This is a genomic window from Peptoanaerobacter stomatis (genome assembly GCF_000238115.1).
GTDB classification, from domain to species: Bacteria; Bacillota; Clostridia; order Peptostreptococcales; family Filifactoraceae; genus Peptoanaerobacter; species Peptoanaerobacter stomatis.
Genome location: NZ_JH414550.1, coordinates 148,046 through 171,110, shown reverse-complemented (window position 1 = coordinate 171,110; position 23,065 = coordinate 148,046). Strand labels below are relative to the sequence as shown.

The 23,065-nt window shown below is 30.8% G+C and carries 23 protein-coding genes; 19 read left to right on the top strand and 4 right to left on the bottom strand.

Annotated elements, in window-relative coordinates:
- Nucleotides 1–53 precede the first annotated feature (53 nt).
- The 14 genes from HMPREF9629_RS04995 to HMPREF9629_RS04935 all read left to right on the top strand — a co-directional run bounded on the left by HMPREF9629_RS04995 (nt 54) and on the right by HMPREF9629_RS04935 (nt 11,483).
- Nucleotides 54–266 (top strand): DUF1659 domain-containing protein, encoded by a 213-nt coding sequence (locus tag HMPREF9629_RS04995; RefSeq protein WP_009525272.1) that lies wholly within the window; start codon nt 54–56, stop codon nt 264–266.
- A gap of 19 nt (nt 267–285) precedes the next feature.
- Entirely contained in the window at nt 286–501 is a 216-nt protein-coding gene (locus HMPREF9629_RS04990) for a DUF2922 domain-containing protein (RefSeq protein WP_009525271.1), read from the top strand.
- A 313-nt stretch (nt 502–814) separates the two neighbouring features.
- Nucleotides 815–2,200, top strand: coding sequence for an aminopeptidase (locus HMPREF9629_RS04985; RefSeq protein WP_009525270.1), 1,386 nt, complete (start codon nt 815–817; stop codon nt 2,198–2,200).
- Between the two features lie 511 nt (nt 2,201–2,711).
- The gene (locus HMPREF9629_RS04980; protein WP_009525269.1) at nt 2,712–2,930 is read left to right on the top strand and encodes a hypothetical protein; all 219 of its coding nucleotides are present in this window, start codon (nt 2,712–2,714) and stop codon (nt 2,928–2,930) included.
- Nucleotides 2,931–2,934: 4 nt separating this feature from the next.
- Nucleotides 2,935–3,291, top strand: coding sequence for a hypothetical protein (locus HMPREF9629_RS04975; protein WP_009525268.1), 357 nt, complete (start codon nt 2,935–2,937; stop codon nt 3,289–3,291).
- 275 nt (nt 3,292–3,566) lie between these two features.
- Nucleotides 3,567–4,577 (top strand): PLDc N-terminal domain-containing protein, encoded by a 1,011-nt coding sequence (locus HMPREF9629_RS12145; RefSeq protein ID WP_009525267.1) that lies wholly within the window; start codon nt 3,567–3,569, stop codon nt 4,575–4,577.
- A gap of 20 nt (nt 4,578–4,597) precedes the next feature.
- On the top strand, nt 4,598–5,287 hold the full coding sequence (locus HMPREF9629_RS12140; RefSeq protein WP_009525266.1) for a phospholipase D-like domain-containing protein: 690 nt from the start codon (nt 4,598–4,600) through the stop codon (nt 5,285–5,287).
- A gap of 74 nt (nt 5,288–5,361) precedes the next feature.
- The gene (locus tag HMPREF9629_RS04965) at nt 5,362–6,228 is read left to right on the top strand and encodes a ComEC/Rec2 family competence protein (protein ID WP_040012680.1); all 867 of its coding nucleotides are present in this window, start codon (nt 5,362–5,364) and stop codon (nt 6,226–6,228) included.
- The gene (locus HMPREF9629_RS04960; RefSeq protein WP_009525264.1) at nt 6,229–6,936 is read left to right on the top strand and encodes a class I SAM-dependent methyltransferase; all 708 of its coding nucleotides are present in this window, start codon (nt 6,229–6,231) and stop codon (nt 6,934–6,936) included.
- Between the two features lie 82 nt (nt 6,937–7,018).
- Nucleotides 7,019–7,465 (top strand): ribosomal protein S18-alanine N-acetyltransferase, encoded by a 447-nt coding sequence (gene rimI / locus HMPREF9629_RS04955; RefSeq protein ID WP_009525263.1) that lies wholly within the window; start codon nt 7,019–7,021, stop codon nt 7,463–7,465.
- A 53-nt stretch (nt 7,466–7,518) separates the two neighbouring features.
- On the top strand, nt 7,519–8,271 hold the full coding sequence (locus HMPREF9629_RS04950; protein WP_009525262.1) for an ABC transporter ATP-binding protein: 753 nt from the start codon (nt 7,519–7,521) through the stop codon (nt 8,269–8,271).
- 479 nt (nt 8,272–8,750) lie between these two features.
- A complete protein-coding gene (locus tag HMPREF9629_RS04945; RefSeq protein WP_009525261.1) occupies nt 8,751–9,725 on the top strand; it encodes a methionine ABC transporter ATP-binding protein in 975 nt (324 codons plus the stop codon).
- The gene (locus HMPREF9629_RS04940; RefSeq protein WP_009525260.1) at nt 9,725–10,375 is read left to right on the top strand and encodes a methionine ABC transporter permease; all 651 of its coding nucleotides are present in this window, start codon (nt 9,725–9,727) and stop codon (nt 10,373–10,375) included. The genes HMPREF9629_RS04945 and HMPREF9629_RS04940 overlap by 1 nt, the downstream gene beginning before the upstream one ends.
- Nucleotides 10,376–10,637: 262 nt before the next feature.
- Complete coding sequence (locus HMPREF9629_RS04935; protein WP_009525259.1) at nt 10,638–11,483, top strand: MetQ/NlpA family ABC transporter substrate-binding protein; 846 nt, start codon at nt 10,638–10,640, stop codon at nt 11,481–11,483.
- On the opposite strand, the gene HMPREF9629_RS04930 is transcribed toward HMPREF9629_RS04935, so the two are convergent.
- The 4 genes from HMPREF9629_RS04930 to HMPREF9629_RS04915 form a co-directional block, all read right to left on the bottom strand.
- Complete coding sequence (locus tag HMPREF9629_RS04930; protein WP_009525258.1) at nt 11,480–12,397, bottom strand: sensor histidine kinase; 918 nt, start codon at nt 12,395–12,397, stop codon at nt 11,480–11,482. The genes HMPREF9629_RS04935 and HMPREF9629_RS04930 overlap by 4 nt on opposite strands.
- A 10-nt stretch (nt 12,398–12,407) precedes the next feature.
- The gene (locus HMPREF9629_RS04925) at nt 12,408–13,172 is read right to left on the bottom strand and encodes an ABC transporter (RefSeq protein WP_009525257.1); all 765 of its coding nucleotides are present in this window, start codon (nt 13,170–13,172) and stop codon (nt 12,408–12,410) included.
- Entirely contained in the window at nt 13,165–14,082 is a 918-nt protein-coding gene (locus tag HMPREF9629_RS04920) for an ABC transporter ATP-binding protein (protein WP_009525256.1), read from the bottom strand. Before HMPREF9629_RS04920 ends, HMPREF9629_RS04925 begins: the two co-directional genes overlap by 8 nt.
- A 192-nt stretch (nt 14,083–14,274) precedes the next feature.
- Nucleotides 14,275–14,964 carry a response regulator transcription factor gene (locus tag HMPREF9629_RS04915; RefSeq protein WP_009525255.1) on the bottom strand — a complete coding sequence of 230 codons (690 nt, stop codon included), beginning with the start codon at nt 14,962–14,964 and terminating at the stop codon, nt 14,275–14,277.
- Nucleotides 14,965–15,506: 542 nt separating this feature from the next.
- Here HMPREF9629_RS04915 and HMPREF9629_RS04910 point away from each other — a divergent pair.
- The 5 genes from HMPREF9629_RS04910 to dpaL all read left to right on the top strand — a co-directional run bounded on the left by HMPREF9629_RS04910 (nt 15,507) and on the right by dpaL (nt 22,956).
- Nucleotides 15,507–16,451, top strand: a complete 945-nt coding sequence (locus HMPREF9629_RS04910; RefSeq protein WP_009525254.1) for a DMT family transporter — start codon at nt 15,507–15,509, stop codon at nt 16,449–16,451.
- 96 nt (nt 16,452–16,547) lie between these two features.
- The gene (locus tag HMPREF9629_RS04905) at nt 16,548–18,008 is read left to right on the top strand and encodes a hypothetical protein (RefSeq protein ID WP_009525253.1); all 1,461 of its coding nucleotides are present in this window, start codon (nt 16,548–16,550) and stop codon (nt 18,006–18,008) included.
- A 449-nt stretch (nt 18,009–18,457) separates the two neighbouring features.
- Nucleotides 18,458–19,270 (top strand): XdhC family protein, encoded by an 813-nt coding sequence (locus HMPREF9629_RS04900; RefSeq protein ID WP_009525252.1) that lies wholly within the window; start codon nt 18,458–18,460, stop codon nt 19,268–19,270.
- A 42-nt stretch (nt 19,271–19,312) separates the two neighbouring features.
- The gene (locus tag HMPREF9629_RS04895) at nt 19,313–21,043 is read left to right on the top strand and encodes a sigma-54 interaction domain-containing protein (protein WP_009525251.1); all 1,731 of its coding nucleotides are present in this window, start codon (nt 19,313–19,315) and stop codon (nt 21,041–21,043) included.
- 707 nt (nt 21,044–21,750) lie between these two features.
- The gene (gene dpaL, locus HMPREF9629_RS04890) at nt 21,751–22,956 is read left to right on the top strand and encodes a diaminopropionate ammonia-lyase (RefSeq protein ID WP_009525250.1); all 1,206 of its coding nucleotides are present in this window, start codon (nt 21,751–21,753) and stop codon (nt 22,954–22,956) included.
- The last annotated feature ends 109 nt before the right edge of the window (nt 22,957–23,065 follow it).

Sequence of the window (23,065 nt, the reverse complement as noted above, 5' to 3'; positions counted from 1 at the left end):
CATTAAACTAAACGAGTATCTATATAAATATAATTATGAAAAGGAGAAATATTATGAATAAAAGTATAAAGGCAAGAAGCATAAAATTCAAATATCAAACAGGAGTGTCTGCTACCGGCAAACCGAAATATTCTTACAATACGATAGGCAATATAGACTCTGCTGTAAGTGACGAGATAATATTCGGTATGGTGGAAGTGATTGCGAAAGTTCAGCAAACACCGTCTGCTGATGTGGAAATAGCTGAAACAACAGTATTAAACTAATTGAAAATGGAGGATGATTATGAATACATTAAAATTGAAATTTAAAATGGCGGATGCCAAGGAAAAGACAGTGAGTATAAAAAATGCCAAAGAAACTGCTTCACAAGCAGATATAAAAGCTCTCGGCAACTATATAGCTACAAACTCTATGCTTAATTATGCAGGCAACAAAGTGTTGAGCTTTGCTGGAGCGGTGATGATTGACAGCAGAGAAACTAAGATATCTGCAGAATAGATATTAAAAGAAAAACACATCTATAATTTTATAGGTGTGTTTTTTTGTGTTTATATTAAAATCCGGTTAATACTAAAATCTTATAGAATAGTGGAAGCTTATATTATTAATTTTTATAATAAAGCATTTATATTTATGCTATACAATTATATAAATTGTCTGTAATTTTATTGGGAAATGGTATCAGTATAAATATAGAACAGCAGGAATGTATAAAATGCCACAGTATTGACGCTATATAAAACGTACGTTATAATATATTTATTAAATTTCAAAAAATAATTATTATTAAAAAATATATAAGGAGAGTGTTATGAAGAGAGAATTTGAACCTAAAAATGTATGGAAAGAAGTAGAACATAAAGAGATTATGGATTATGCAAAAAGATATATGAACTTTTTGGATATAGCTAAAACGGAGCGTCTTGCCACAAAGCAGATAGTAAAACTTGCAAAACAAAACGGATTTAAAGATTATGAAGAATTTGTAAAAATCGGCAAGATAAATGTTGGAGATAAGATAGTATATAATCACAAGGGCAAATCTGCGGTACTATTTGTAGTAGGTAAGAAACCTATAAAAGACGGTATGAACATAGTAGGTGCACATATAGATTCGCCACGTCTTGATATCAAGGCTTGTCCTTTATATGAAGATTCCAATGTGGCTCTTTTCAAAACTCATTATTACGGTGGAGTTAAAAAGTATCAATGGACTACAATACCTCTTGCTTTACATGGGGTAGTTTTTACAAGAGAAGGTAAGGAAGTGGAGATTTCTTTTGGAGATTCAGATGATGAGCCTGTATTATATATAAATGACTTGTTAATTCACCTGTCAGCAGACCAAATGGAGAAAAAAGCAAGTAAAGTTATAGAAGCGGAGCAACTCAATGTGGTGGTAGGACAGATACCTCTAAAAACAGATGACAAAGAAGTAAAAAACTATGTAAAAGAAAATATATTGAAGATATTGGAAGAAAAATACGGTATAAGAGAACAAGATTTTATGACTGCGGAGCTTGAGATAGTGCCTGCCGGAAAATCAAGACATGTGGGATTGGACAGCTCATTTATTGCAGGACACGGACATGATGACAGGGTTTGCTCATATGCCGGAATGGAAGCGATATTTAAAGTACAAAATGTAGATATATCAGCAGTGTGTTTGCTTACAGATAAAGAAGAAGTGGGTTCTATGGGAAATACAGGAATGGAATCAAGATTTTTTGAAAACCTTGTGGCAAATTTGATTGCTATGCAAGAGGATTACAATGATTTGAAGATAAGGTCAGCTTTTGCAAATTCGCAAGTTTTGTCAGCTGATGTGAATGCGGCATTTGATCCTACATTCCCTGAGGTTATGGAAAAGAGAAACGCAGCACTTGTGGGACATGGTATAACTATATCAAAATATACAGGTGTAAGAGGAAAAGGCGGTTGCAATGATGCAAATGCCGAATTTTTGGCTATAGTTAGAAAAGTATTTGATGACAATGATGTTATATGGCAAACAGGTGAGCTTGGCAAGGCAGACCAAGGTGGTGGAGGTACAATTGCCTATATTCTTGCAAATCTCGGTGCAGAGGTGCTTGATTGCGGAACGCCTATGCTGAGTATGCATGCACCTATCGAACTTGTAGGAAAAGCAGATGCATATATGACTTCAAAAGCATATTTCGCATTTTTAAATCGTTAGGAATAGTCTTTATACTATTTTCTAATAAAATTATGGATAACTTATATAATTATATAACATCAATATAAATAGTTTATTAAAAAAATTAATTATTATATTTTTCCATTGTTATATTAGATTTTAGTATTAATCAATCAGAGAATAGAGCGTATCTGAAAAAAATGTTGTAAAAATCGAGATTTTTTCGAAAATACCCTTATATAATAAGCTGAATATTTTTCGGATATGCTCTAAGTTTGAATTAGGATAGATAATTTTAAAATATCTTTCATTATTATACTAAAATTTAATATAATAATGGATATACTTATTTTTAGAATTTATTTCCTGATTAAAATTAAGTATAATCAAAGTGGAATATCTGTTAATTAAACGAACAGCAGTATTAATTTAAAGCGGGAGGGAATTATGTTCAAAACAGTGATAACATTAAAAGATAACTTGGACGATACAACTCTGTCAAATATGAAAAAAAATTGCAGACAAACATTTTGATACACGTATAGATAAATTGGAAAATGTAAGTAGAGACAAATATGTACTTATCTACCAAAGCGACAAGGAAAGCGGTTATGGAGCTACACTTGATGGCAACTGCACATTATATTTAGAAGAAGAGTTCAGAAATAATGTAAAAAGCTGGACTTGGCAGGATACAGATGAAGATGATGTTGAAGATGTGCTTGTAGAGCTTGCAATTCCTGTCATAAGACCGAGAAAGATAGTGTAATATTATGTCAAAAATTTTAAAACAAATAGCATTTGATTTAGATACGAAGTCATTAAAAATATATTATCCGAAAAATAATTGGCGAAAAGCATATGAAGATATAAAAGAATATATGTATAGTAATAATTTTATCTGGATACAAGGTTCGGTATATACATCGAAAATAGGTATGTCTAACTCAAATGTAAGAAATATAGTAAAAATTCTTCAAGATGATTATAAATATCTAAATAAATGCGTGAGAGATATAGTGGTTACCAATATAGGAAAAACGTACAAATTAAACAATTTGTTTGATAAAGATATGGATATACCTACAAAGAAAGAGTATCAAGAGAAAACTCAGATTAAAAATATATAGATAAGATTTTGCAAAATATAATAATGGATAATTTATACGAGAAATATATAAATAGTGTTATATTTTTATTAAATGTACACAATATTATTTATTTCTATAGCTTTGTTTAGTTTTTTATTATACAACTGTTAGACGTGTGCAGAATATAGTGTATATAGTTATTCACAGCTGTATACAGTATAATAATACAGTTATATTTATATATATTGCTGATAGAATATATTTTTTCTTGTTTTGCACATCTCTATCCAACTGTACAAAAGGAGGAAGATGGAATGCGAAATTTGAGAGTAAAAAAAAGACGAAGAGCGAAAATGAAAGTTCAACCTATAGCTATAACATCTCTTCTTTTTTTTGTACAACTTATAATGCTTTTTGAAGTCTATACAAGATTGGACAAGTATCAGGGAGTATTTAACATATCTTGGCATTTAATATCAATAATTTTGGCACTTTTCATAATAAATAAAGAAGAAAATTCGGCATATAAAATAGCGTGGATTTTGCCTATGTGCGTGTTTCCTTTAGTAGGTATAATATTGTATGTACTCATAAAAGTATTGCCGGGGACAAAGCAATTATCAGATGTGCTGAAAACTAAGATATGTATGTCAAGCCAGTACATACATCAAAATGAAGATGTGCTTAAGACTTTTAAAGAGGTAGACAGTAATTATGCGTCTATGGCAAAGTTTCTATATGAATATGAGAGTTTTCCTGTATATGCAGATACAAAATTAGAGTATTATTCACTTGGAGAATATGCTTTTGAGAGCATAAAAAAAGAGCTTTTAAAAGCAAGAGATTACATATTTATAGAATTTTTTATAGTTTCAAGAGGATATATGCTCACAGAAGTATTAGATATTCTTGAAAAGAAAGCCAATGAAGGCGTAGAGATAAGATTTATGTATGACGGGGCGAATATGTTTTCGCTACCTGATAATTACAGTGAGTTCATAAGTTCAAAAGGAATCGACTGCAAAATATTTTCTCCTGTAAAACCTATAATATCGTCATATCAAAACAACAGAGACCACAGAAAAATTATAGTTATAGACGGGAAAATAGGGTTTACAGGAGGTATAAATATAGCGGATGAGTACATTAATAAAAAAGAAAGATTCGGACATTGGAAAGACTGTGCCATCAGGATAGAAGGACATGCTGTAAAAAGTCTTGCGGCTATGTTTTTACAAATGTGGAACATAAATGAAGATGACAAATATGAAATGGAAGATTATAATACTTATTTGCTTACAAAAAAACAAAAAAACTTAAAATAACACATAAAAAACTTGTGAATATGAATGAGCTTTTGCATGAGAAAAAAATAGAGAAGTTGAAAGAAAAATTAAAAAATAATCCGAAACAAAAGGTTAAAATAAGAGAAAATTTGCTTACATTCAAGTGTAAAAATTTTGTTCTACAACCTATGAGAGTATATGACAACTATTCTATACCTTATGGCGATTATCCCGGTAATATGAACAATACGGCAGAGGCGATATATATACATATACTTTTTTATGCGAAAAAATATGTGGATATTATGACACCATATCTTATAATAGATGACGAGCTTATAAATGCGATGAGTATGGCATGTAAGCGAGGTGTAAGAGTAAGGTTGCTACTTCCCGGAATACCTGACAAAAAAATACCGTATATGGTTGCACAGAGCTATTTTACAGCTCTTATGGATGCGGGTGTACAGATATATATCTATACAAAAGGTTTTGTACATTCAAAAGTTTTTGTAAGTGATGATATTGTAAGCACTGTCGGTACGGTAAATTTGGATTATCGCAGTTTGTATTTGCATTTTGAAAATGGTATATTTTGTTATGACAGAGAATTGGCACTTGATATAGAAGATGATTTTGAAAACACTGTTAAGACAGCCAAACGCCTTACAAATCAGGAATATAGAAACATACCGGTTTTTAACAGACTTCTTGGAAGAATTTTTAGAGTATTTGCCCCTCTTATGTGAGGATAGTTATGTATATTTTCTTGATATATTCAGCGATTTTATATAAATATTTTAAAGAGAATTGATTGAAAATTATGAAAAAGATAAGTTTAAAACAAAAGATTATAATAATTTTGCTGTTGACATCTATAATTTATACGCTATATCAGAAGTTGCAGGATATATACAATCCAAGCTCTACTTTGCAGGTACATTTTATAGATGTCGGTCAAGGAGACAGTACACTTATAATAACTCCTGACAAAAAAACTATATTGATAGATGCCGGAGATGAGCAACATTCGAGTAGAACGACGGGTTATATAAAATCGCAAGGTATTGAAAAGCTTGACCTCGTAATAGCAACTCATCCTGATGCCGATCATATAGGCGGTATGGATAAGATTATAAAAAACTTTGATATAGGGATGTTTTCTATGCCACTCGTTTCAAAGGATACCAAACAATATAAGGAGATAAAAAAGGAGCTGAAAAATAAAAAATTAAAAAATAAACCGCTTTATACAGGTGATGGTCTTAGTATAGGAAAAGATATAAAATTACAAATACTTTCACCACAAAAAAATAAAACCTATAGCGATACCAATGAATATTCAATAGTTGCAAGACTTTTATATAAAGAGGTGTCTTTTTTATTTATGGCGGATGCAACTATGGAAAATGAGATTGCAATTATAAACGATTTTGATGATATAAGAGCGGACGTGCTTAAACTTGGACATCATGGAAGCAGTACATCCACATCGGATTATTTTTTAGGAAAAGTAAATCCGAGCATAGGTGTAATATCTTGCGGAAAAAACAATAAATACGGACATCCGCACAAAGAAGTTATGAATTTGCTTAAAAAATACAATATAATGATATTTAGGACAGATGAGCAGGGCAGTATCGTGCTTAAAAGTGACGGATATAAAATTTATAGCGGGAGAAGGAAATAAATGGAGCTTAAACAGGAAATAATAGAGTATTGGACATCAAGAGCGAAGGATTTTTCAAATCTTCATCAAAGAGAGCTGGAAGATATTAAATCCGGCAGATGGTTGGCAGAAATATCTCCTTATTTACAAAATAAACATCAAAAAATATTGGATATAGGAACAGGGAGCGGATTTTTTGCTATACTATTATCAACTCAAGGATATGAAGTTACAGGTATTGATTTGTGCGAAGAGATGATTGAGTGTGCAATAAATAATGCCAAAACAGTTGGTACTGATGTAAATTTTATGGTAGAGGATGCTGAAAATCCTGATTTTGAAGATGAGAGCTTCGATATAATAGTGACACGAAACCTTACGTGGACACTTCCTAATATGGAAAAAGCGTATGAAAAATGGTATAAAATATTAAAAAAAGGTGGGGTATTGATAAATCTTGACGGAAATTACAATGTCAACAAATTGTTGGAAACTCCAATACTAAAAAAATGTTCACATTCTATATTGAGCTATGAGCAAAAGAAAAAATGCAATAAAATATACTCAGAACTTGAAAAAAGAGTAAGACCGGCATATGATGTAGAAGTTTTGAAAAACATAGGCTATACAGTATGTGAAGTGGATGAAAATTTAAGTGACAGAATATATAAAGAAAGAGATGAATTTTATAATCCTGTCAGAATGTTTAAAATAGTGGCTAAAAAATAATTAATGATTATAATAAAACGAGTTATACCATTTTTATTTCAAAAAAACAAAGTAATTATAATGCACAAAGAAGGAAATAGTTATGGAAGACGTAAAAGTATTGAAAATGAGTAAAGAACACATAGAAGATGTGCTTGAGATTGAAAAGCGATGTTTTACAGATGCGTGGACAAGAAAAATGTTTGAAGACGAGCTTTTAAATCCGTTGGCTTATTATATTGTGCTTGTGCAAGATGAAAACATAGTCGGCTATGCAGGATTTTGGGATATAATAGATGATGCTCAGATAATGAATGTTGCAGTAGATACGATGTATAGAGGCAAAGGTTTAGGCAATTTAATTATGGAGGATTTTATAAAAGAAGCGAAAGATAGACATCTTGATACTATGAGTTTGGAGGTCAGAGTATCAAACGAGCCGGCAATAAAACTATATGAAAAATACGGATTTGAAGTGCAGGGCAGACGAAAAAAATATTATCAGGACAACGGCGAAGATGCTTATATAATGTATTTGTTTGACTTGTAACCATATTAAAATATCTATGTTTATTAGAGGGATATCAGTATAAAAGGGATTGTATGGATAAAATATTGGAGATAAAAAATTTAAGTGCAGGATATGGCAATAAAAAAGTTATATCCGATATAAATTTAAGTGTGAAAAACGGACAAAGCATTGCGATAGTAGGAGAAAGTGGCGGAGGAAAAACTACGCTTGTAAAAGCTGTAACCAATATGTGCGATATATATTCAGGAGATATATTATTTGAGGGTAAAAGCATAGTAAATATTAGCAAAAAAGAGATAAGAGAAAACAGAAAACACATACAAATGATAATACAGGATTCACATTCAGCTTTTAATCCGAGTATGAGCATAAGAGATTATATAAAAGAACCTATGAAAAATTTTTATAAATATGACGATAAAAAATGTCTTGAAAAAACAAAAGAATTGTTGAATTTGGTGAGTTTGGATGAAAGTGTATTGGACAGGAGTCCTAATTCTCTCAGCGGAGGACAAAGACAAAGAATAGCTATAATAGGAGCGCTTTCAGTAAATCCTAAAGTTTTGATTTGTGATGAGATAACATCGGCATTAGATGTTTCCGTAGGAAAGCAGATAATGGAATTGTTGGACTATATAAAGTCTAAAACAAATATGACCATAATATACATATCTCATGATTTGGCATTGATGGCAAGTGCTTCAGATGAAATATTTATAATGAATGACGGAAAAATAGTAGAGCAGATTTCAAGCAAAGATTTAAAAAAATCACAAAACATATATACCAGAAAACTTTTAGATGCGACATATGTAATAGATTAAAAAACACTGCTGTTTTTATATAATTAAACAGCGGTGTTTTTTTATGTATATTTTTATAATTTATATGCTTTAATATAAATAAAACTTATAGCCGATAATAACTAATATATATCGTAAAATACTGTAAAAATGAATGATTTGGCTTGACAAAAGATATGAAAAAATATAATATTGGAATGTAAATTAAAAATTAGCTTAATCTACTGTAATATATTTTAACATACTATAAAATAACCATTGTTAAATTAAAATTAATATTATTTTCTAATAAAATTATGGATAACTTGTATAATTATATAAAATTAATACATAGTCTACCAGAAAAATTAATTGTTATAATTTTCCGTTATTCTATAAGATTTTAGTATAATACTATCTTTAGTAAGTATATAGATTATAATAATTTTTAAAAATATTTTTATTTTTTATAGTATGGACTTGTGTTTAAGTAAATACTTATAAAATTTTAGGAGCAATAGATGATAAAAATAGAGCATTTAAACAAAACGTATAACAACTCGGTTAAAGCTCTTGATGATATAAATCTTGATATTGAAAAAGGAGATATATTCGGGATAGTGGGTCTATCCGGTGCAGGAAAGTCATCTTTGGTAAGATGTATAAACAGGCTTGAAGAACCTGACAGCGGTAAGGTTATAATAGGAAACTCGGATATATTGAAACTTGAAAAAAACGAACTCATTGAGCAGAGGAAAAAAATAGGAATGATATTTCAAAATTTTAACCTTTTCTCATCTATGACAGTATTTGAAAACATAGCCTATCCGCTAAGATTGGCTAAACAAGATAAAAATTATATAAAAAAGAGAGTTAAAGAGTTATTGGAAATAGTTGATTTACAAGATAAGGCGGAAAGCTATCCGTCACAGTTGTCAGGTGGACAAAAGCAAAGGGTAGGTATAGCAAGAGCTATTGCAAATAATCCGGATGTACTTCTTTGTGACGAGGCTACATCGGCATTAGACCCTAAGACAACAGGGCAGATACTATCACTTTTAAAAGATATAAATAAACAAACTTCGCTCACTCTCGTCATTATAACTCACGAAATGGAAGTTATAAAACAAATCTGTAACAAGGTTGCAATCATAGAAAAAGGTAAGATAATAGACAGCGGTAAAGTTATAGATTTATTCTCAAAACCTGCAAATGAAAGAACAAAACATTTTGTAGAATATGATTATAAATTACCTGAAGATATATATAAAGGTCATCTGATGTCGCTGACATTTACAAGCGAAGTTGCCTGTACAGCCATTATTTCTAAAATTTCAAGAAGGTACAGCATAGATATAAATGTAATTTCCGGAAATATAGATTATATACAAGGCGAACTGCTTGGGAAATTGTGCGTTGAAATACCGAAAGATTACGATATAGACGAAATAAAATCAGAATTTGAACAATATAATGTGAGAGTGGAGGTAATATAATGCAAGATATGATAGGAGTTTTATATGAACCACTTTTAGAAACCTTATATATGGTAGGGGTATCTACATTATTTACCGTGTTGATAGGATTACCGCTTGGAACAGTTATAGTTATAACATCTGATAATCATATAATGCCTAAAAAAGTATTAAACACAGTTTTGTCATATATAGTTAATATAACTCGTTCATTCCCTTTTATAATACTTATGATAAGTATATTTCCGCTCACAAAATTTATAGTCGGGAAAAAAATAGGAACTACAGCAGCTATAGTTCCGCTTGTCTTTGCAGCAACACCTTTTTTTGCAAGATTGGTAGAAACTTCACTTAGAGAAATACCTTGGGGAGTTATAGAGGCTGCACTTTCCATGGGTTCTACTACAATGCAGATAATAAGGAGAGTTATGATACCGGAGGCATTATCATCTATAGTTCTCGGTATAACTACAACTGTAATCAGCATACTCGGATATTCAGCTATGGCAGGTTCTATCGGTGGCGGAGGACTTGGCGACCTGGCAATAATGTACGGCTATCAAAGATGGCAGACAGATATAATGATAATTACGGTAATAGTCCTTGTAATATTGGTACAAATAATTCAAAGCATAGGCAACAGGATTGCTAAAAGATTGGATAAAAAATAAAGTGTAAGTTTCTGAAACTTTTAAAAGTGTATACGACAAAATCGCAATCATTATTTAATTGTTAACTATAGACTATACTAATATTTGATTAATTGACAGATGAGCTTCATATTATATTTTTATTTAATTTAACAAAAATAATTGAAAAATAAAATATATATTATTTTATTAAATATTAGTATAAAAAAAGATTGGTATAAACTAAAAAATGTTTCAGTAAAATAAATTGTTTAATAAATTTTAAAACTTGGAGGTAAGTTAAATGAAGAAAAATATTAAAAAACTATTGGCATTTGCATTATCAGCATCCATTTTATTGGTAGGTTGCTCAAGTGGAGGAAATGAAAAGCAAGGAACTGCTAAGGAAGAAAACAAAACTGCTTCTGCAGAACAAGTATTAAAAATAGGTGCAACACCTGAACCACATGCAGCGATATTGGAATCTGTAAAACCTGCACTTGAAAAAGAAGGCATAAAATTGGATATACAAGTATTCAATGATTATGTAATACCGAATACAGCATTGGAAGAAAAAGATTTGGACGCAAACTATTTCCAACACCAACCATATTTGGACGAATTCAACGCTCAAAAAGGTACACATATAGTATCAGCCGGAACAGTTCACGTTGAGCCTATGGCTGTATATTCTAAAAAATACACAGCATTGAGTGATTTGCCTGAAGGTGCTACAATATCATTGCCGAATGACCCTACAAACGGAGGTAGAGCACTCATACTTCTTCAAAAAGAAGGATTAATCAAATTAAAAGACGGAGCAGGACTTACTGCAACAGATAAAGATATTGTAGAAAATGCTAAAAATTTCAAATTTGAATTATTGGATGCCGCTCAATTACCAAGAACACTTGATGACGTAGATGCATCGGTTATAAATACAAACTACGCATTAGATGCAAAGCTTGACCCTACAAAAGATGCGCTTGTTGTAGAAGATAAAGAATCTCCATATGCTAATATAGTAGCAGTAAGAGAAGGAGAAACAGAAGATCCAAGAATACAAGCACTTATGAAAGCTCTTAACAGCGAAGAAACAAAAAAATTCATTGAAGAAACTTACAAAGGTGCAATAGTACCTGCATTTTAATTCGATATACATTTTGGAAAAGATAGATTGAAAATTATAGTGTTATCTTTTATTACGGCATTTATTTGCCCACCTGATTTTTCGGTGAGGGTTTTTGCTATTGATAAGCCAAGACCTGTTGATTTACTACCCTTTGACCAATCAACGGAGTAGTTTCGCTTGAATATATCTTGTGTAGAGTTTACCTTAAAATTTGCAGGCAGAGTATTTGATATGCTAACATCGTAGGTGTTTTTCTCAGCATTATCTTTTAAGGAAATATCTATTTTTTCTCTTCCGTATATAAATGAGTTTTTTATAAGATTTGAAAATATTCGTTCAAGTGAAGTTTTATCAGAATATATCATACTTTTATTTGAAGGTATATCTATGTTTATCTTATCATATGCCTGCTCAAGCTCACTGTAATAATTGGCGATAATCTCTCTAAGTGTTTGACTTAGAGAGATTTTTGATATTACGAAAGGATAGTCGAAACTGTCGATGGATGTTATGGAATAAAAATCTTCTACCAAAGCTGACAGCGACATACTCCTGTTTTTTACAATATTTAAGTATTTTATCTTATCTTCTTGTGAAATGTTGTTATCATCCAATAAGAGCTGCATATATCCGCTTATAGAAGTAAGCGGTGTTCTGAAATCGTGTGATATGGAAGTTGCCATACTTTTTAGGCTTTCCTTTGCAGTTTCAAATTCTTTTTTTTGCTCAAGCAATTCTTGTATTATCAGATTGATTGAATTTAAAAGGCTTGGAATAAATACGAAATAGCTTGTTTTTATAGGACTTGCAGAGCTTTTTTGTATTATTAAATTGAGTTGAAACTCGATTTTTCTCTGCTCATTTCTGTTCCATATTACATATATTATAAATAATATGATTGCACATAAGAATCCTGATAAAAAGTAAAGCATTTGAACTCCTTTAATCTATTTTTAATTCCCTTGTATTGATGAAAAATATCTGTATAACTATAAATGAAAGTACATAAAGCGAAACACCTATGAGAAATTTTAAGCTGATAATGCCGTTTTCCAAGGCATTGCCTGCTATTGAATCTACAGTTATGTTTAAAAAAGGTTTTAAGAATTTTACTATTTGGGATATCCAATAAAGTACATTTGTCAATATTCGTGTTGTTGAAAGGCAGAGCCATCCTAAAGCTATATCGGTTTTTGATGTAAAATACAGTATAACCGCCCCTTCAAGCGTATATACAGCTGTTATTATATAGGATACAAGTCCTGTCTTTATACTTAGTTTCAAGACATCAATATATGCTGCAATATTTGAATAAAATCCTTTAGAAAATATATAAAACTCTGCAAAAAAAACTGCTCCTAAAAATAAATATGCAAAAAATAAATATATGAGCAGAGATATTAATTTTGATACTATATAATAAGTTCTGTCGGAAGATTTTGAAAATATCTGTTTTATATATCCGCTGTTTATGTCATCGCAATATACTACTATAAATGCGTTTATAGAGAGCAGTATAACACCTAAATTTGTGCACACCGACAAGGCTGTTATTATCATATCGGGTGAAAAGCGCTGTTCTTCACCATAAGATAAACTTCCTGATAACATTACAGTTGTAAAAAGTAGTGTAAGTATTAAGAAAAAAAGATAATTTTTCTTTTTATGAGCTATTCTGTATAAATCGGCACATAATGTATTAATCATTTGCTTTACCTCCAATCATCTTTAAGAAAAATTCTTCAAGAGTTATTGAATTTAAGTGTAATTTTTGAAGATGTAATCCGTTTTCGTACAGTGCATCAGCTACTTTTTGAGGTTCGTCTACATAGTCGAGTAATAATATTTCGTTATTTGAGTTGACGCTGTAGTTATGGGTGTTAAGAATTTGTTCCAATATGATTGTGGCTTTTTTTGTATCATCGGCTTTTACTATGAGTTGTTGTTTACATTCATCTTCAAGCTCTTCGTGGCTTAATTGTTTTATAAGCATTCCTGAATCCAAAAAACCGAATTTTGTTGACATTACTTCCAATTCAGATAATATGTGTGAACTTATTATAAATGTTGTGCCATAGTTTTTGTTTATGTCTATTATAAGATTTTTTAAATCGTGGATACCTTCAGGGTCTAAACCGTTTAGAGGTTCGTCAAGTAAAATTATATCTGGATAACCCATAAGGCAGGACGCTATTTCAAGCCTTTGTTTCATACCCATGGAGTAGGTTTTGACAGGTTTTTTTATATTTTTCAATTTGAGTGCGTCCAATACACGAAGTATTTCTTGCTTTTCATTTTGTATGCCGTCTATTTTGCAACGATAACTTAGATTTTCGTATGCACTCAGATATGGGAACATACTTTTGTCTATAAAAAATCTCATATTTTTGCGTGAGAGTCTTAATTGATGTTCGTTTTGACTGTTTTGTATGCTTATACTGCCGTATGTTGCAGGAATTATACCTGATATTGCTTTTAGCAAAGTGGATTTGCCAGCACCGTTTTTGCCTATAAGACCGTATATATCGCCTTGCATAACGTCCAATGACAAATCTTTTAAGGCGTAGAAAGTTTTGTACACTTTGCTTAAATTTTCCACTTTTATTATAGAGTTCATATTACCTCCTCAATTCAGTTATTTGATTTTAGAAGTTTTAATTTATCAAAACTTGTTTTGAAAGGGTATATTCAGAACAAATTTTACGCAAGTATAAGTCCATACTTAAATGAATTGCATTTAAAACTATAATAAAAGTATAAAAATAAATTTTTAAAAAATAATTAATTAAAATGTTAAATATTACTTAAATTATTTTTTGGTATTTAATCTGAAGCCTACACCCCATACTGTTTCGATTATATCTTTTTGTGTATAGTCTTTGAGTTTTGAGCGAAGCCTTGAGATGTGAACGTTTATTGTGTTGTCATCTCCATAGTATGCGTCCCCCCACACCATAGTATAAAGTATTTCTTTTGTAAATACTCTTTTAGGCTCGTTTATAAACAGTACGAGCAAATCAAATTCTTTTTGAGTCAGCGTGATAGGTTTATTATCGGCAAGGACATCTCTTGACATCAAATCTATTTTGATATTTTCGAATTGAAGTATATCGTTTGTATCGGTATTTGCGCTTGTTTGCAATTTTCTTAAATGTGATTTTACTCTTGCTTTTACTTCTCTTGTGTCAAAAGGTTTGGATATATAATCGTCCGCTCCGATTTCCAATACGCTTACAAGCGTCTGTGTATCTCCTTTTGCAGTTAGTACTATTATAGGTACTGATGATGTTTTTCTAATTTCTTCTATAACTTCCTCTCCGTTTTTGCCGGGCAACATAAGGTCGAGCAGGATAAGGTCAAATTTTTCGCCTGAATTTGCGAATATAAGCATTGCCTCAGTGCCGGAGAATGCGTTTGTAATATTGTATTCTCCTTTTAACAAGTCTGTCAGCAGCATATTTATATCATTGTCATCTTCGACTATAAGTATATTGTTCATAAAGCCTCCTATAAGAAATGTATGTCAAACAGTTGACAATTATTTTATTAAGTAATATTATAAACGTTATATATGCTATAATTTTATATATTTTACTGTAATATTGAAGTTTAATTAAGCAATGGATATTTTTGTTTTTAAGAGTTTATTAGATAAGCATATTAAAAATAAAGAGCTATCCATTGCTCAGACCAATATCAGTATAAATATAGTGTACTTTATAAAGTCAAAAAAATTTGCCATACGGTAAATATAGCGCAATGTCATATTTTGTATAAAAATTATATTTTTTATTTTAAAGTAATTTTAGAAAAAATACAATAGAAATAAAGTGTTGAATATAAAATGTAATATTTTAATAAGTTGATTTTTACTATTTTATACTAAAATCTTATAGAATAATATAAAATAATAATAATTAATTTTTCTGATAAACTGTTTATATTAAGGCTATATAATTATACAAGTTATCCATAATTTTATTAGAAAATATTATTTAATTAAATTATATATGATTGTTTATTATAGATACGGAGGGTTTGATGAAAAACAGGTTCGCATTTATATATGTGATTATGGCTACACTATTTTTTTCGTCTATGGAGGTGGCTATAAAATCATCTAAGGGTGCATTTAATCCCATACAACTTAATTTTATAAGGTTTTTGGTGGGTGGTCTTATACTGGTGCCTATTGCCTTAAACAATTTGAAAAAGGCTGATTATAAATTGCAAAAATCGGACTATTTCAAATTTGCAATATCGGGTTTTATGAATGTGGTTGTAAGTATGAGTTTTTATACTTCATCTGTAGCGTATATACCTGCATATACTGCTGCCATAATATTTGCAGGCAATACATTTTTTTCTATAATGCTTGCATCTATAATATTAAAGGAGAAAATAGATACGAGAACTTTTGTGGCACTTGCAATATCGCTTTTTGGGATAATGTATATAATCAATCCGTTCAATTTTGAGGGCAGTTTGATAGGTGTTGTTCTTTGTTTGACGTCTGCTGTATTTTTTGCATTTTACGGTGTACTCGGCAAGTTTTTTGCAAGAACTTCCAATATGAGCAGTATAGTAATCACATCGTTCGGATTTTTGTTCGGAGTTGCGGAGTTATTGATATTGATATGTCTATCTCATATTCCGGCGATATCGGATATGTTTTTGTCAATAGGGCTTGAAAAATTTTCGATGATACCTGTATTTGCAGGTATAAACAGCAGTAATATACACATACTTATGTATATTGCCGTAGGTGTTACGGGTATGGGCTTTGCGTCATATTTTCTGGCTATGGAAAATTTGCCTGTTGTATTTGTATCACTTGTATTTTTTATAAAACCTGTGCTCGCACCTATAATCGCTTATATTTTTATAAGAGAGGTCATTTCTATGCACAATCTCATAGGTCTTATGTTTATAGTAATAGGTTCTTGCATATTATTTTTTACAAATCTTAAAAAAACGAAAATTTAATAAACATTTATAATAATTGTAATTAAAATGTAAGTGCATATTTTAGTTTTTCGTGTATAATGTAATAATAACAATAAAATATCAGGAGGGATTACAATGAATTTTAAGAAGATAGTTTCATCTGTGCTTTCAGGTATGATGATATTCACATCACTTGCTTTTTATTCGTCTGCAAATGCCGACAGTGCAAGCGATGAATATTTTGAAAATTTAAAAAGAGTGTCAAACTGGGAAAAAATGGAGACTCAAACAAATATTAAAACAGGTTTTGACGCTAACCTTGACAAAGATGAAAAGGTGTCATTCGGATATGATATCGAGCTTAATTCAAAATTTGACAGATCTAAAATGAGTGGTGATTTGAATGTCAAATTCACACCTAAAAACGATAAGACACCGGTAATACCTGAGTTTAAACTGTATTTTGATGATAAAGATCTTTATATTAATAAAGAGTTTGTCAGTATGGTTGGCGGTTATATAGGTATTGACAAGAAATTTGACAGAGATTTTGTAAAGATAGAACTTAATGAAAAAGACTCCAAAAAACTCGGCTTAAATTCCAAATACATGAAGAATTATTATGAAAATGCACCTCAGCTTACTGAAAAAATGATAAACTTCATAAAAAGTATAGATCTCGGTATAGATTTGGGACTTACTAAGAAAAGTGACAATAATTATATATTGACTTGGGATTCTGATAAAATGGTCGATATAACTAATGCGTATTTCAAATATATATTCTCAAATTTTGACAGCTTTGCTAAGTTTTATAATGATGTCTTGGGAATAGATGTGTATGAAGTATATAAAGAGTCCGGTGTGGAGGTAAGTAAGGAAGAGCTTGAAAATAATATGAAAGAAGCTCTTGAAATGTGGAAAAAACAAGTAGAGCCTATGATGCCTGTGATTAAAGAAGTTATAAAAGGTTCTGAATTCTCCATGGAAGAAACTTTCGGAGATGACAATTACAGTGCAAAAATAAGTTTGAATATAAATATTGATGTAAATAAAGTTGATAAATTATTTAATTCTACATTAAATTCAACAGAAAATGACAATGTGAACGTAGGTGTTATCGGCAAAAGAGATGAGAAAAACTCAGAACAAAATATAAAATTTTTATTACAATCGGATCAAATGTCAAAAAGCAGTCCTGATCTTGAAATGAAAGCACCTAATTCTTATGATACATTCAATTATTCAGAATTTATGACTGAAAAACAAAAACAAATTGAGGAAGAACTGAAAAAATACGAAGAAGAGCAAAAAAATGCAAAACAAAAAGGTGATGACAAGTATGAAATAAGCATATCACCGAGTAAAAAAATACTTGTAAAAAACGAATATGGAGAAAAATCTGAAACTAAGATAGATTGCAAAGTTCAAAATGGTGTCTTGTATGTGAAAACATCAGATTTGGAAGAATATATACTACATGACGTTTTAGATGAAAAAGATGAATATCTTCCATTTAAGAAAATTATGGAGGAAAGAGAATTTGACGTAGTTTGGAATGCCAAAGAACATATTATAACAGCTACAATGAAATAAAAATAAAGTTATAAAAAATATCCGCTGATTTTTACCGGCGGATATTTTTTATAAGACAACCTCTTTAAATTTTTCTTAGAATTCTGTTCTCGGGTCCTTAGTTGTGTACATAACTTTATTATTTTGAACTATAACTATTTACAAAAGGTAAGTTGTAAAATTATACAAAATTATGATATAATTAAAAAATTAAATATTATAAATGATGTAAATCGGATTATTATGGAAAAATTTATTTTCATTAAAAATTACTATACTATAATTTTAAATATTATAGTTAATTTTATTTTATAAGCTGATTAAACGTTATATGAAATAAAATGCTAAATTGAATTTATTTCGTTAGAGGTACTTGTTTTTCTGCATTTTAGCAGTGCGTGGTATTTTGAATAGGTTTTAGTATTAATTGAGAGTATATTTATATAAAAGCTGAAAAGGCAGGAAGTATAATGGACGCAAATATATTGAAATTTATAGATGAAAAAGTAGAAGAGGGCAAAAAAGCGGCTCTTATACTACTTACACAGACGTCCGGTTCTACTCCGAGAAAAGCCGGAAGTATAATGGCTCTATGTGAGGATGGTAGCAGATGTGGTACAGTAGGTGGAGGAAATCTGGAAAATCAGATACTCATATCAACGAAAGAGGCAATAGAGAAACTGGAAGATAGAGAGTTTGAGCATATTCTTACAGAAAAAGGAGATTTGGGTATGATATGCGGAGGAGAGGCAAGCGGATATATTAAGGTGTTTTATCCGAGGAATAAATTGCTTATAATAGGTGCAGGACATGTAGGAAAGGCGCTTTATGATTTAGCTGTTACTCTTGACTTTGATATAACTGTAATGGACGACAGGGAAGAATACGCAAACAAAGATGCTTATCCGAGTGCCGATATAGTTGTAGGTGAGTATGAAGATGTATTGCCTAAGCTGGAAGTGGATAAATTTACGTCAGTTGTTATAGTGACAAGAGGGCATAAATATGATAAAGAGGCGTTGAAGGCTTTTATCAATAAGGATACGGCATATGTAGGAATGATAGGTTCAAGAAGAAAGATAAAGGGAACCTTAGACGTTTTAAAAGAAGATACAAGGTATAAGGATAATTTATCTAAACTGTATGCACCTATAGGGCTTGATATAGGTTCTAATTTGCCGAGCGAAATTGCACTTGGGATAATGTGCGAGATAGTGCTTTGTAAAAACGGTAAAAAACCTGAACATATGAGAGACTTATACAAGCGAAGTGTAGGATTGTAAAAAGTTAATTATTATACAACTTATTAAAGTAGAGGAATAAATATGGATTCTCCACTAAAAAGAATACAAAACTCGGTAATTGAATATGCAAATGCTATAGCCAATGTTATAGGCGTTGACGTGGAAATAGTAGACAGTCAGCTCAACACTATTGCAGGAACCGGAGCATATAGAGAAAACATCAATAAAAATGTAGCGAAAGAGGGATATATATATATAGATGTTATAAAAACCGGACAGCTTCATGTAATTAAAGATCCTGGTAAAAATATATTATGTTCCAAATGTAGTGAAAAAGACGAGTGCAGAGAACTTATGCAAATATCAATGCCTATAAAATATGAAAAAGAAATAGTAGGCGTTATACAGTTGGTCTGTACAAAATTGGAGCAGAAACAAAAGCTTATTGCAAAAGAAAAAGATTATTTGAAGTTTATAAAAGAGATAGCCGGCAATATAACGGATAAATTGCATGAGTTGGACGAGCAGGAAAAAACTAAAAAAAGAATAGAATTGTTTCATCAAATAGTGGACGATATAGATAAGATGGTTATAGTCTTAAATGCCGAAAATACAGTAATTCATATAAATAAAATGGCAAAAAACACTCTCAATATAGAAGTTGGAGAGAAAATAAACGTCAAGAAAACACACGAGATGTTGGTGGGAGAATATCTTTTTACCATACAGACGGATCAAAAGGACGTAGATGTAATAGGCAGAATAAAATCAGCCAACAGTGTATATTATGAGCATACCGATATAATAATTTGTACAAAGACAAAGAATATTAAAGATAGAGCATATAACGTCGTTACAGGACATAACTATATAAGTACGGACGACATAATAGGTTCTAACAAACAGATAAAGCTGTTAAAAGAAAGAATAAAAAAGATTGCAAAATCTACATCTACAGTTTTTATAACCGGAGAAAGCGGTACGGGTAAAGAACTCATTGCAAGATCTATACACTCAGAATCTGATAGAGCCGATAAACCGTTTATAGCTGTAAATTGTGCGGCAATACCGGACAGTTTATTGGAAACTGAGCTTTTCGGATATGTCAAAGGTGCATTTACAGGTGCAAGTGATCAAGGTAGGATAGGTAAATTTGAGCTTGCCAACAGAGGAGTTATATTTTTGGACGAAATAGGCGATATGCCACTACATTTACAAGCGAAAATATTAAGACTGCTCCAAGACAAAGAACTCATAAGGATAGGCTCCAACAAGACGATAAAGTTGGATGTGAGAGTTGTAACGGCAACTAATAAGGACTTGAAGAAGCTCATAGAAGAAAAAAAATTCAGAGAGGATTTGTATTACAGAATAAATGTAATTCCTATAAGCGTTCCACCGCTTAGAAAAAGACTTGATGATATAGAAAAATTGGCTTATCATATGCTCGACAGATATAACAAGAGTTTCGGCAAAAATGTTACACATATAGATAATGAAGTCATACAGATATTTATGGAATATGATTGGGAAGGTAATATCAGAGAGCTTGAAAATGTAATAGAATATATGATGAATATATCTGAAACTGATACACTTACAGAAGAGCTGATTCCGATAAATATACTTGAAAAAAGAATAGGTTATGAACCGAAAGATGATGAAAAAGCTAATAAAAGTCAAAGAGTAGTTCCTATAAAAGAATTGGAAATGAATGAAATCAGAAAAGCTCTAAACATATACGGATATGATACGAAAGGTAAGAAGATTGCCGCAAAAAAAATTGGGTATAGGAATAGCGACTCTTTATAGAAAGATTGAAGAAGAAATTAATGTTTGATTAAATTATCAAAATGATAAAAACTGATTTAAAGATGTGTATTTGAGTTGCTATATGTATATGTCTTTTATTTGTATGGTTTAAATACACGTATTCAAGACATATTTTTCCGCATAGCTCCACGCACTTTATATAACGAGTTTTATTAAACACCGTTTATTATATATTTATTATTTTGAAAAGCTATAGCTATTAATATCTAAATATAAATCATTTATCAAAAATTTATTATCAAAATGATAAAATTATCAAAATGATAATAAATTTTTGTTTTTTGTATTAATTATTTATTGAATTTTTAATCATATTTGCATATAAATTATACTAATTTAGTATTTTTCGGTTTTAAATATTTTCTAAATAAACTATAATTTTTAAACGAATATTCTTGCAAGATGATTGAGAAACAAAAAATATTTTTCAACAATTTAAAAACTTGGCACGAAATTTGCATATATTATTTAATAGAAAAGTTTAATAGTAAAAGATGACTTGGATAAATTTTAAAATCATTATTGTGCACAAAAATAAAACTTGGTGAGGAGTATGATATTAAAAACTGTCTTTATTGCTGTTAGACTTTGGTAAAAATATAGAAGCATAGGCTGAATCCTTACATAAAATTGAAGTTATATAAATGTATTTCAGCATATGTATTATTAAAGATTGGGAGAGAAGTATGGAGAATGTAAGATGGATTATCAACGATAATTCAAGAGTTTCAGGTGAAAAAGCGAATGTAGATGCTTTCAGCCGAAATGAAATTTCAAAGGCGAGAAATTTTCATAAGAAGTTTGATATTTATGAGCCTACTCCGCTTGCCAGACTTACTGAATTGTCGGCAAAATTGGGGGTTAAGGAGTTTCTTGTAAAAGATGAGTCCAAAAGATTCGGACTTAATGCTTTTAAAGTGCTTGGAGGTTCATATGCAATTGGTAATTTCTTAGCTGAAAAGCTGGAAAAAAATATTGACGAAGTAGATTTTGATATGCTCAAATCAAAAGAAACAAAGGAAAAATTGGGAGATATTACTTTTTACACAGCTACGGACGGAAATCATGGTAGAGGTGTGGCTTGGGCAGCTAATCAACTTGGTCAAAAATCTGTTGTATATATGCCAAAGGGTTCTTCACAGTACAGACTTGATAAGATAAAGGCAGAAGGAGCGGACGCCAGCATAACTGATATGAACTATGATGAAGCGGTTAGATTGGCTGATAAAAACGCAAAAGCAACAGGCGGAGAAGTAATCCAAGATACAGCTTGGGAAGGTTATGTAAAAGTGCCTATGTGGATAATGCAAGGCTACGGTACGCTTATGCTTGAAGCGGTTGAACAAATGAAAGAATATGGAATAGATGCGCCTACGCATGTATTCTTACAAGCGGGTGTTGGAGCTATGGCAGGTGCGGTTCAAGGAATGATAGCTTCTATATATCCTGAAAACAGACCTATAACTACAATAGTTGAACCGGAAGTTGCAAACTGTATATTCCGTTCAGCAGAAAATAAAAAAATGACTAACGTTACAGGAGATATGTTTACTATAATGGCAGGTCTTGCTTGTGGTGAGCCTAATCCTATAGGTTGGGATATAATGAAGGATTATTCTGACGCATTTATATCTTGTCCTGAATATGTTGCAGCTGATGGTATGAGAGTTTTAGGTAATCCTCTTGGAAATGACCCTAAAGTTATATCAGGAGAATCAGGAGCCGTTACTTCAGGTATAGTGTATGAAATCCTTACAGATGAAAATTTAAAAGAGCTTAAAGAAAAACTTAAAATAGATGAAAATTCAAAGATTCTTGTAATTTCAACAGAAGGAGATACAGATCCTGATAATTACAGAAAAATAGTTTGGGACGGAGAGTTTTCAAGATAGTTTTAGACTAAGTTTTGGCTGGTAATTCTATTTTATTCAAATAGATTTTAGTATAAAAAATGATTTAAAAATTTGCTGTTAAAAGTCAGCAGAAAATATATAGGAGGAA

Excerpts from the sequence above, each read along its gene's own strand:
- HMPREF9629_RS04915 (WP_009525255.1), bottom strand. The coding sequence starts at position 14,964 with ATGAACAATATACTTATAGTCGAAGATGACAATGATATAAATATGCTG.
- HMPREF9629_RS04930 (WP_009525258.1), bottom strand. The coding sequence starts at position 12,397 with ATGCTTTACTTTTTATCAGGATTCTTATGTGCAATCATATTATTTATA.
- HMPREF9629_RS04995 (WP_009525272.1), top strand. The coding sequence starts at position 54 with ATGAATAAAAGTATAAAGGCAAGAAGCATAAAATTCAAATATCAAACA.
- rimI (WP_009525263.1), top strand. The coding sequence starts at position 7,019 with ATGGAAGACGTAAAAGTATTGAAAATGAGTAAAGAACACATAGAAGAT.
- HMPREF9629_RS04975 (WP_009525268.1), top strand. The coding sequence starts at position 2,935 with ATGTCAAAAATTTTAAAACAAATAGCATTTGATTTAGATACGAAGTCA.
- HMPREF9629_RS04950 (WP_009525262.1), top strand. The coding sequence starts at position 7,519 with ATGGATAAAATATTGGAGATAAAAAATTTAAGTGCAGGATATGGCAAT.
- HMPREF9629_RS04985 (WP_009525270.1), top strand. The coding sequence starts at position 815 with ATGAAGAGAGAATTTGAACCTAAAAATGTATGGAAAGAAGTAGAACAT.
- HMPREF9629_RS04940 (WP_009525260.1), top strand. The coding sequence starts at position 9,725 with ATGCAAGATATGATAGGAGTTTTATATGAACCACTTTTAGAAACCTTA.
- HMPREF9629_RS04925 (WP_009525257.1), bottom strand. The coding sequence starts at position 13,172 with ATGATTAATACATTATGTGCCGATTTATACAGAATAGCTCATAAAAAG.
- dpaL (WP_009525250.1), top strand. The coding sequence starts at position 21,751 with ATGGAGAATGTAAGATGGATTATCAACGATAATTCAAGAGTTTCAGGT.
- HMPREF9629_RS12140 (WP_009525266.1), top strand. The coding sequence starts at position 4,598 with ATGAATGAGCTTTTGCATGAGAAAAAAATAGAGAAGTTGAAAGAAAAA.
- HMPREF9629_RS04900 (WP_009525252.1), top strand. The coding sequence starts at position 18,458 with ATGGACGCAAATATATTGAAATTTATAGATGAAAAAGTAGAAGAGGGC.
- HMPREF9629_RS04935 (WP_009525259.1), top strand. The coding sequence starts at position 10,638 with ATGAAGAAAAATATTAAAAAACTATTGGCATTTGCATTATCAGCATCC.
- HMPREF9629_RS04920 (WP_009525256.1), bottom strand. The coding sequence starts at position 14,082 with ATGAACTCTATAATAAAAGTGGAAAATTTAAGCAAAGTGTACAAAACT.
- HMPREF9629_RS04945 (WP_009525261.1), top strand. The coding sequence starts at position 8,751 with ATGATAAAAATAGAGCATTTAAACAAAACGTATAACAACTCGGTTAAA.
- HMPREF9629_RS04910 (WP_009525254.1), top strand. The coding sequence starts at position 15,507 with ATGAAAAACAGGTTCGCATTTATATATGTGATTATGGCTACACTATTT.
- HMPREF9629_RS04895 (WP_009525251.1), top strand. The coding sequence starts at position 19,313 with ATGGATTCTCCACTAAAAAGAATACAAAACTCGGTAATTGAATATGCA.
- HMPREF9629_RS12145 (WP_009525267.1), top strand. The coding sequence starts at position 3,567 with ATGCGAAATTTGAGAGTAAAAAAAAGACGAAGAGCGAAAATGAAAGTT.
- HMPREF9629_RS04960 (WP_009525264.1), top strand. The coding sequence starts at position 6,229 with ATGGAGCTTAAACAGGAAATAATAGAGTATTGGACATCAAGAGCGAAG.
- HMPREF9629_RS04965 (WP_040012680.1), top strand. The coding sequence starts at position 5,362 with ATGAAAAAGATAAGTTTAAAACAAAAGATTATAATAATTTTGCTGTTG.
- HMPREF9629_RS04905 (WP_009525253.1), top strand. The coding sequence starts at position 16,548 with ATGAATTTTAAGAAGATAGTTTCATCTGTGCTTTCAGGTATGATGATA.
- HMPREF9629_RS04990 (WP_009525271.1), top strand. The coding sequence starts at position 286 with ATGAATACATTAAAATTGAAATTTAAAATGGCGGATGCCAAGGAAAAG.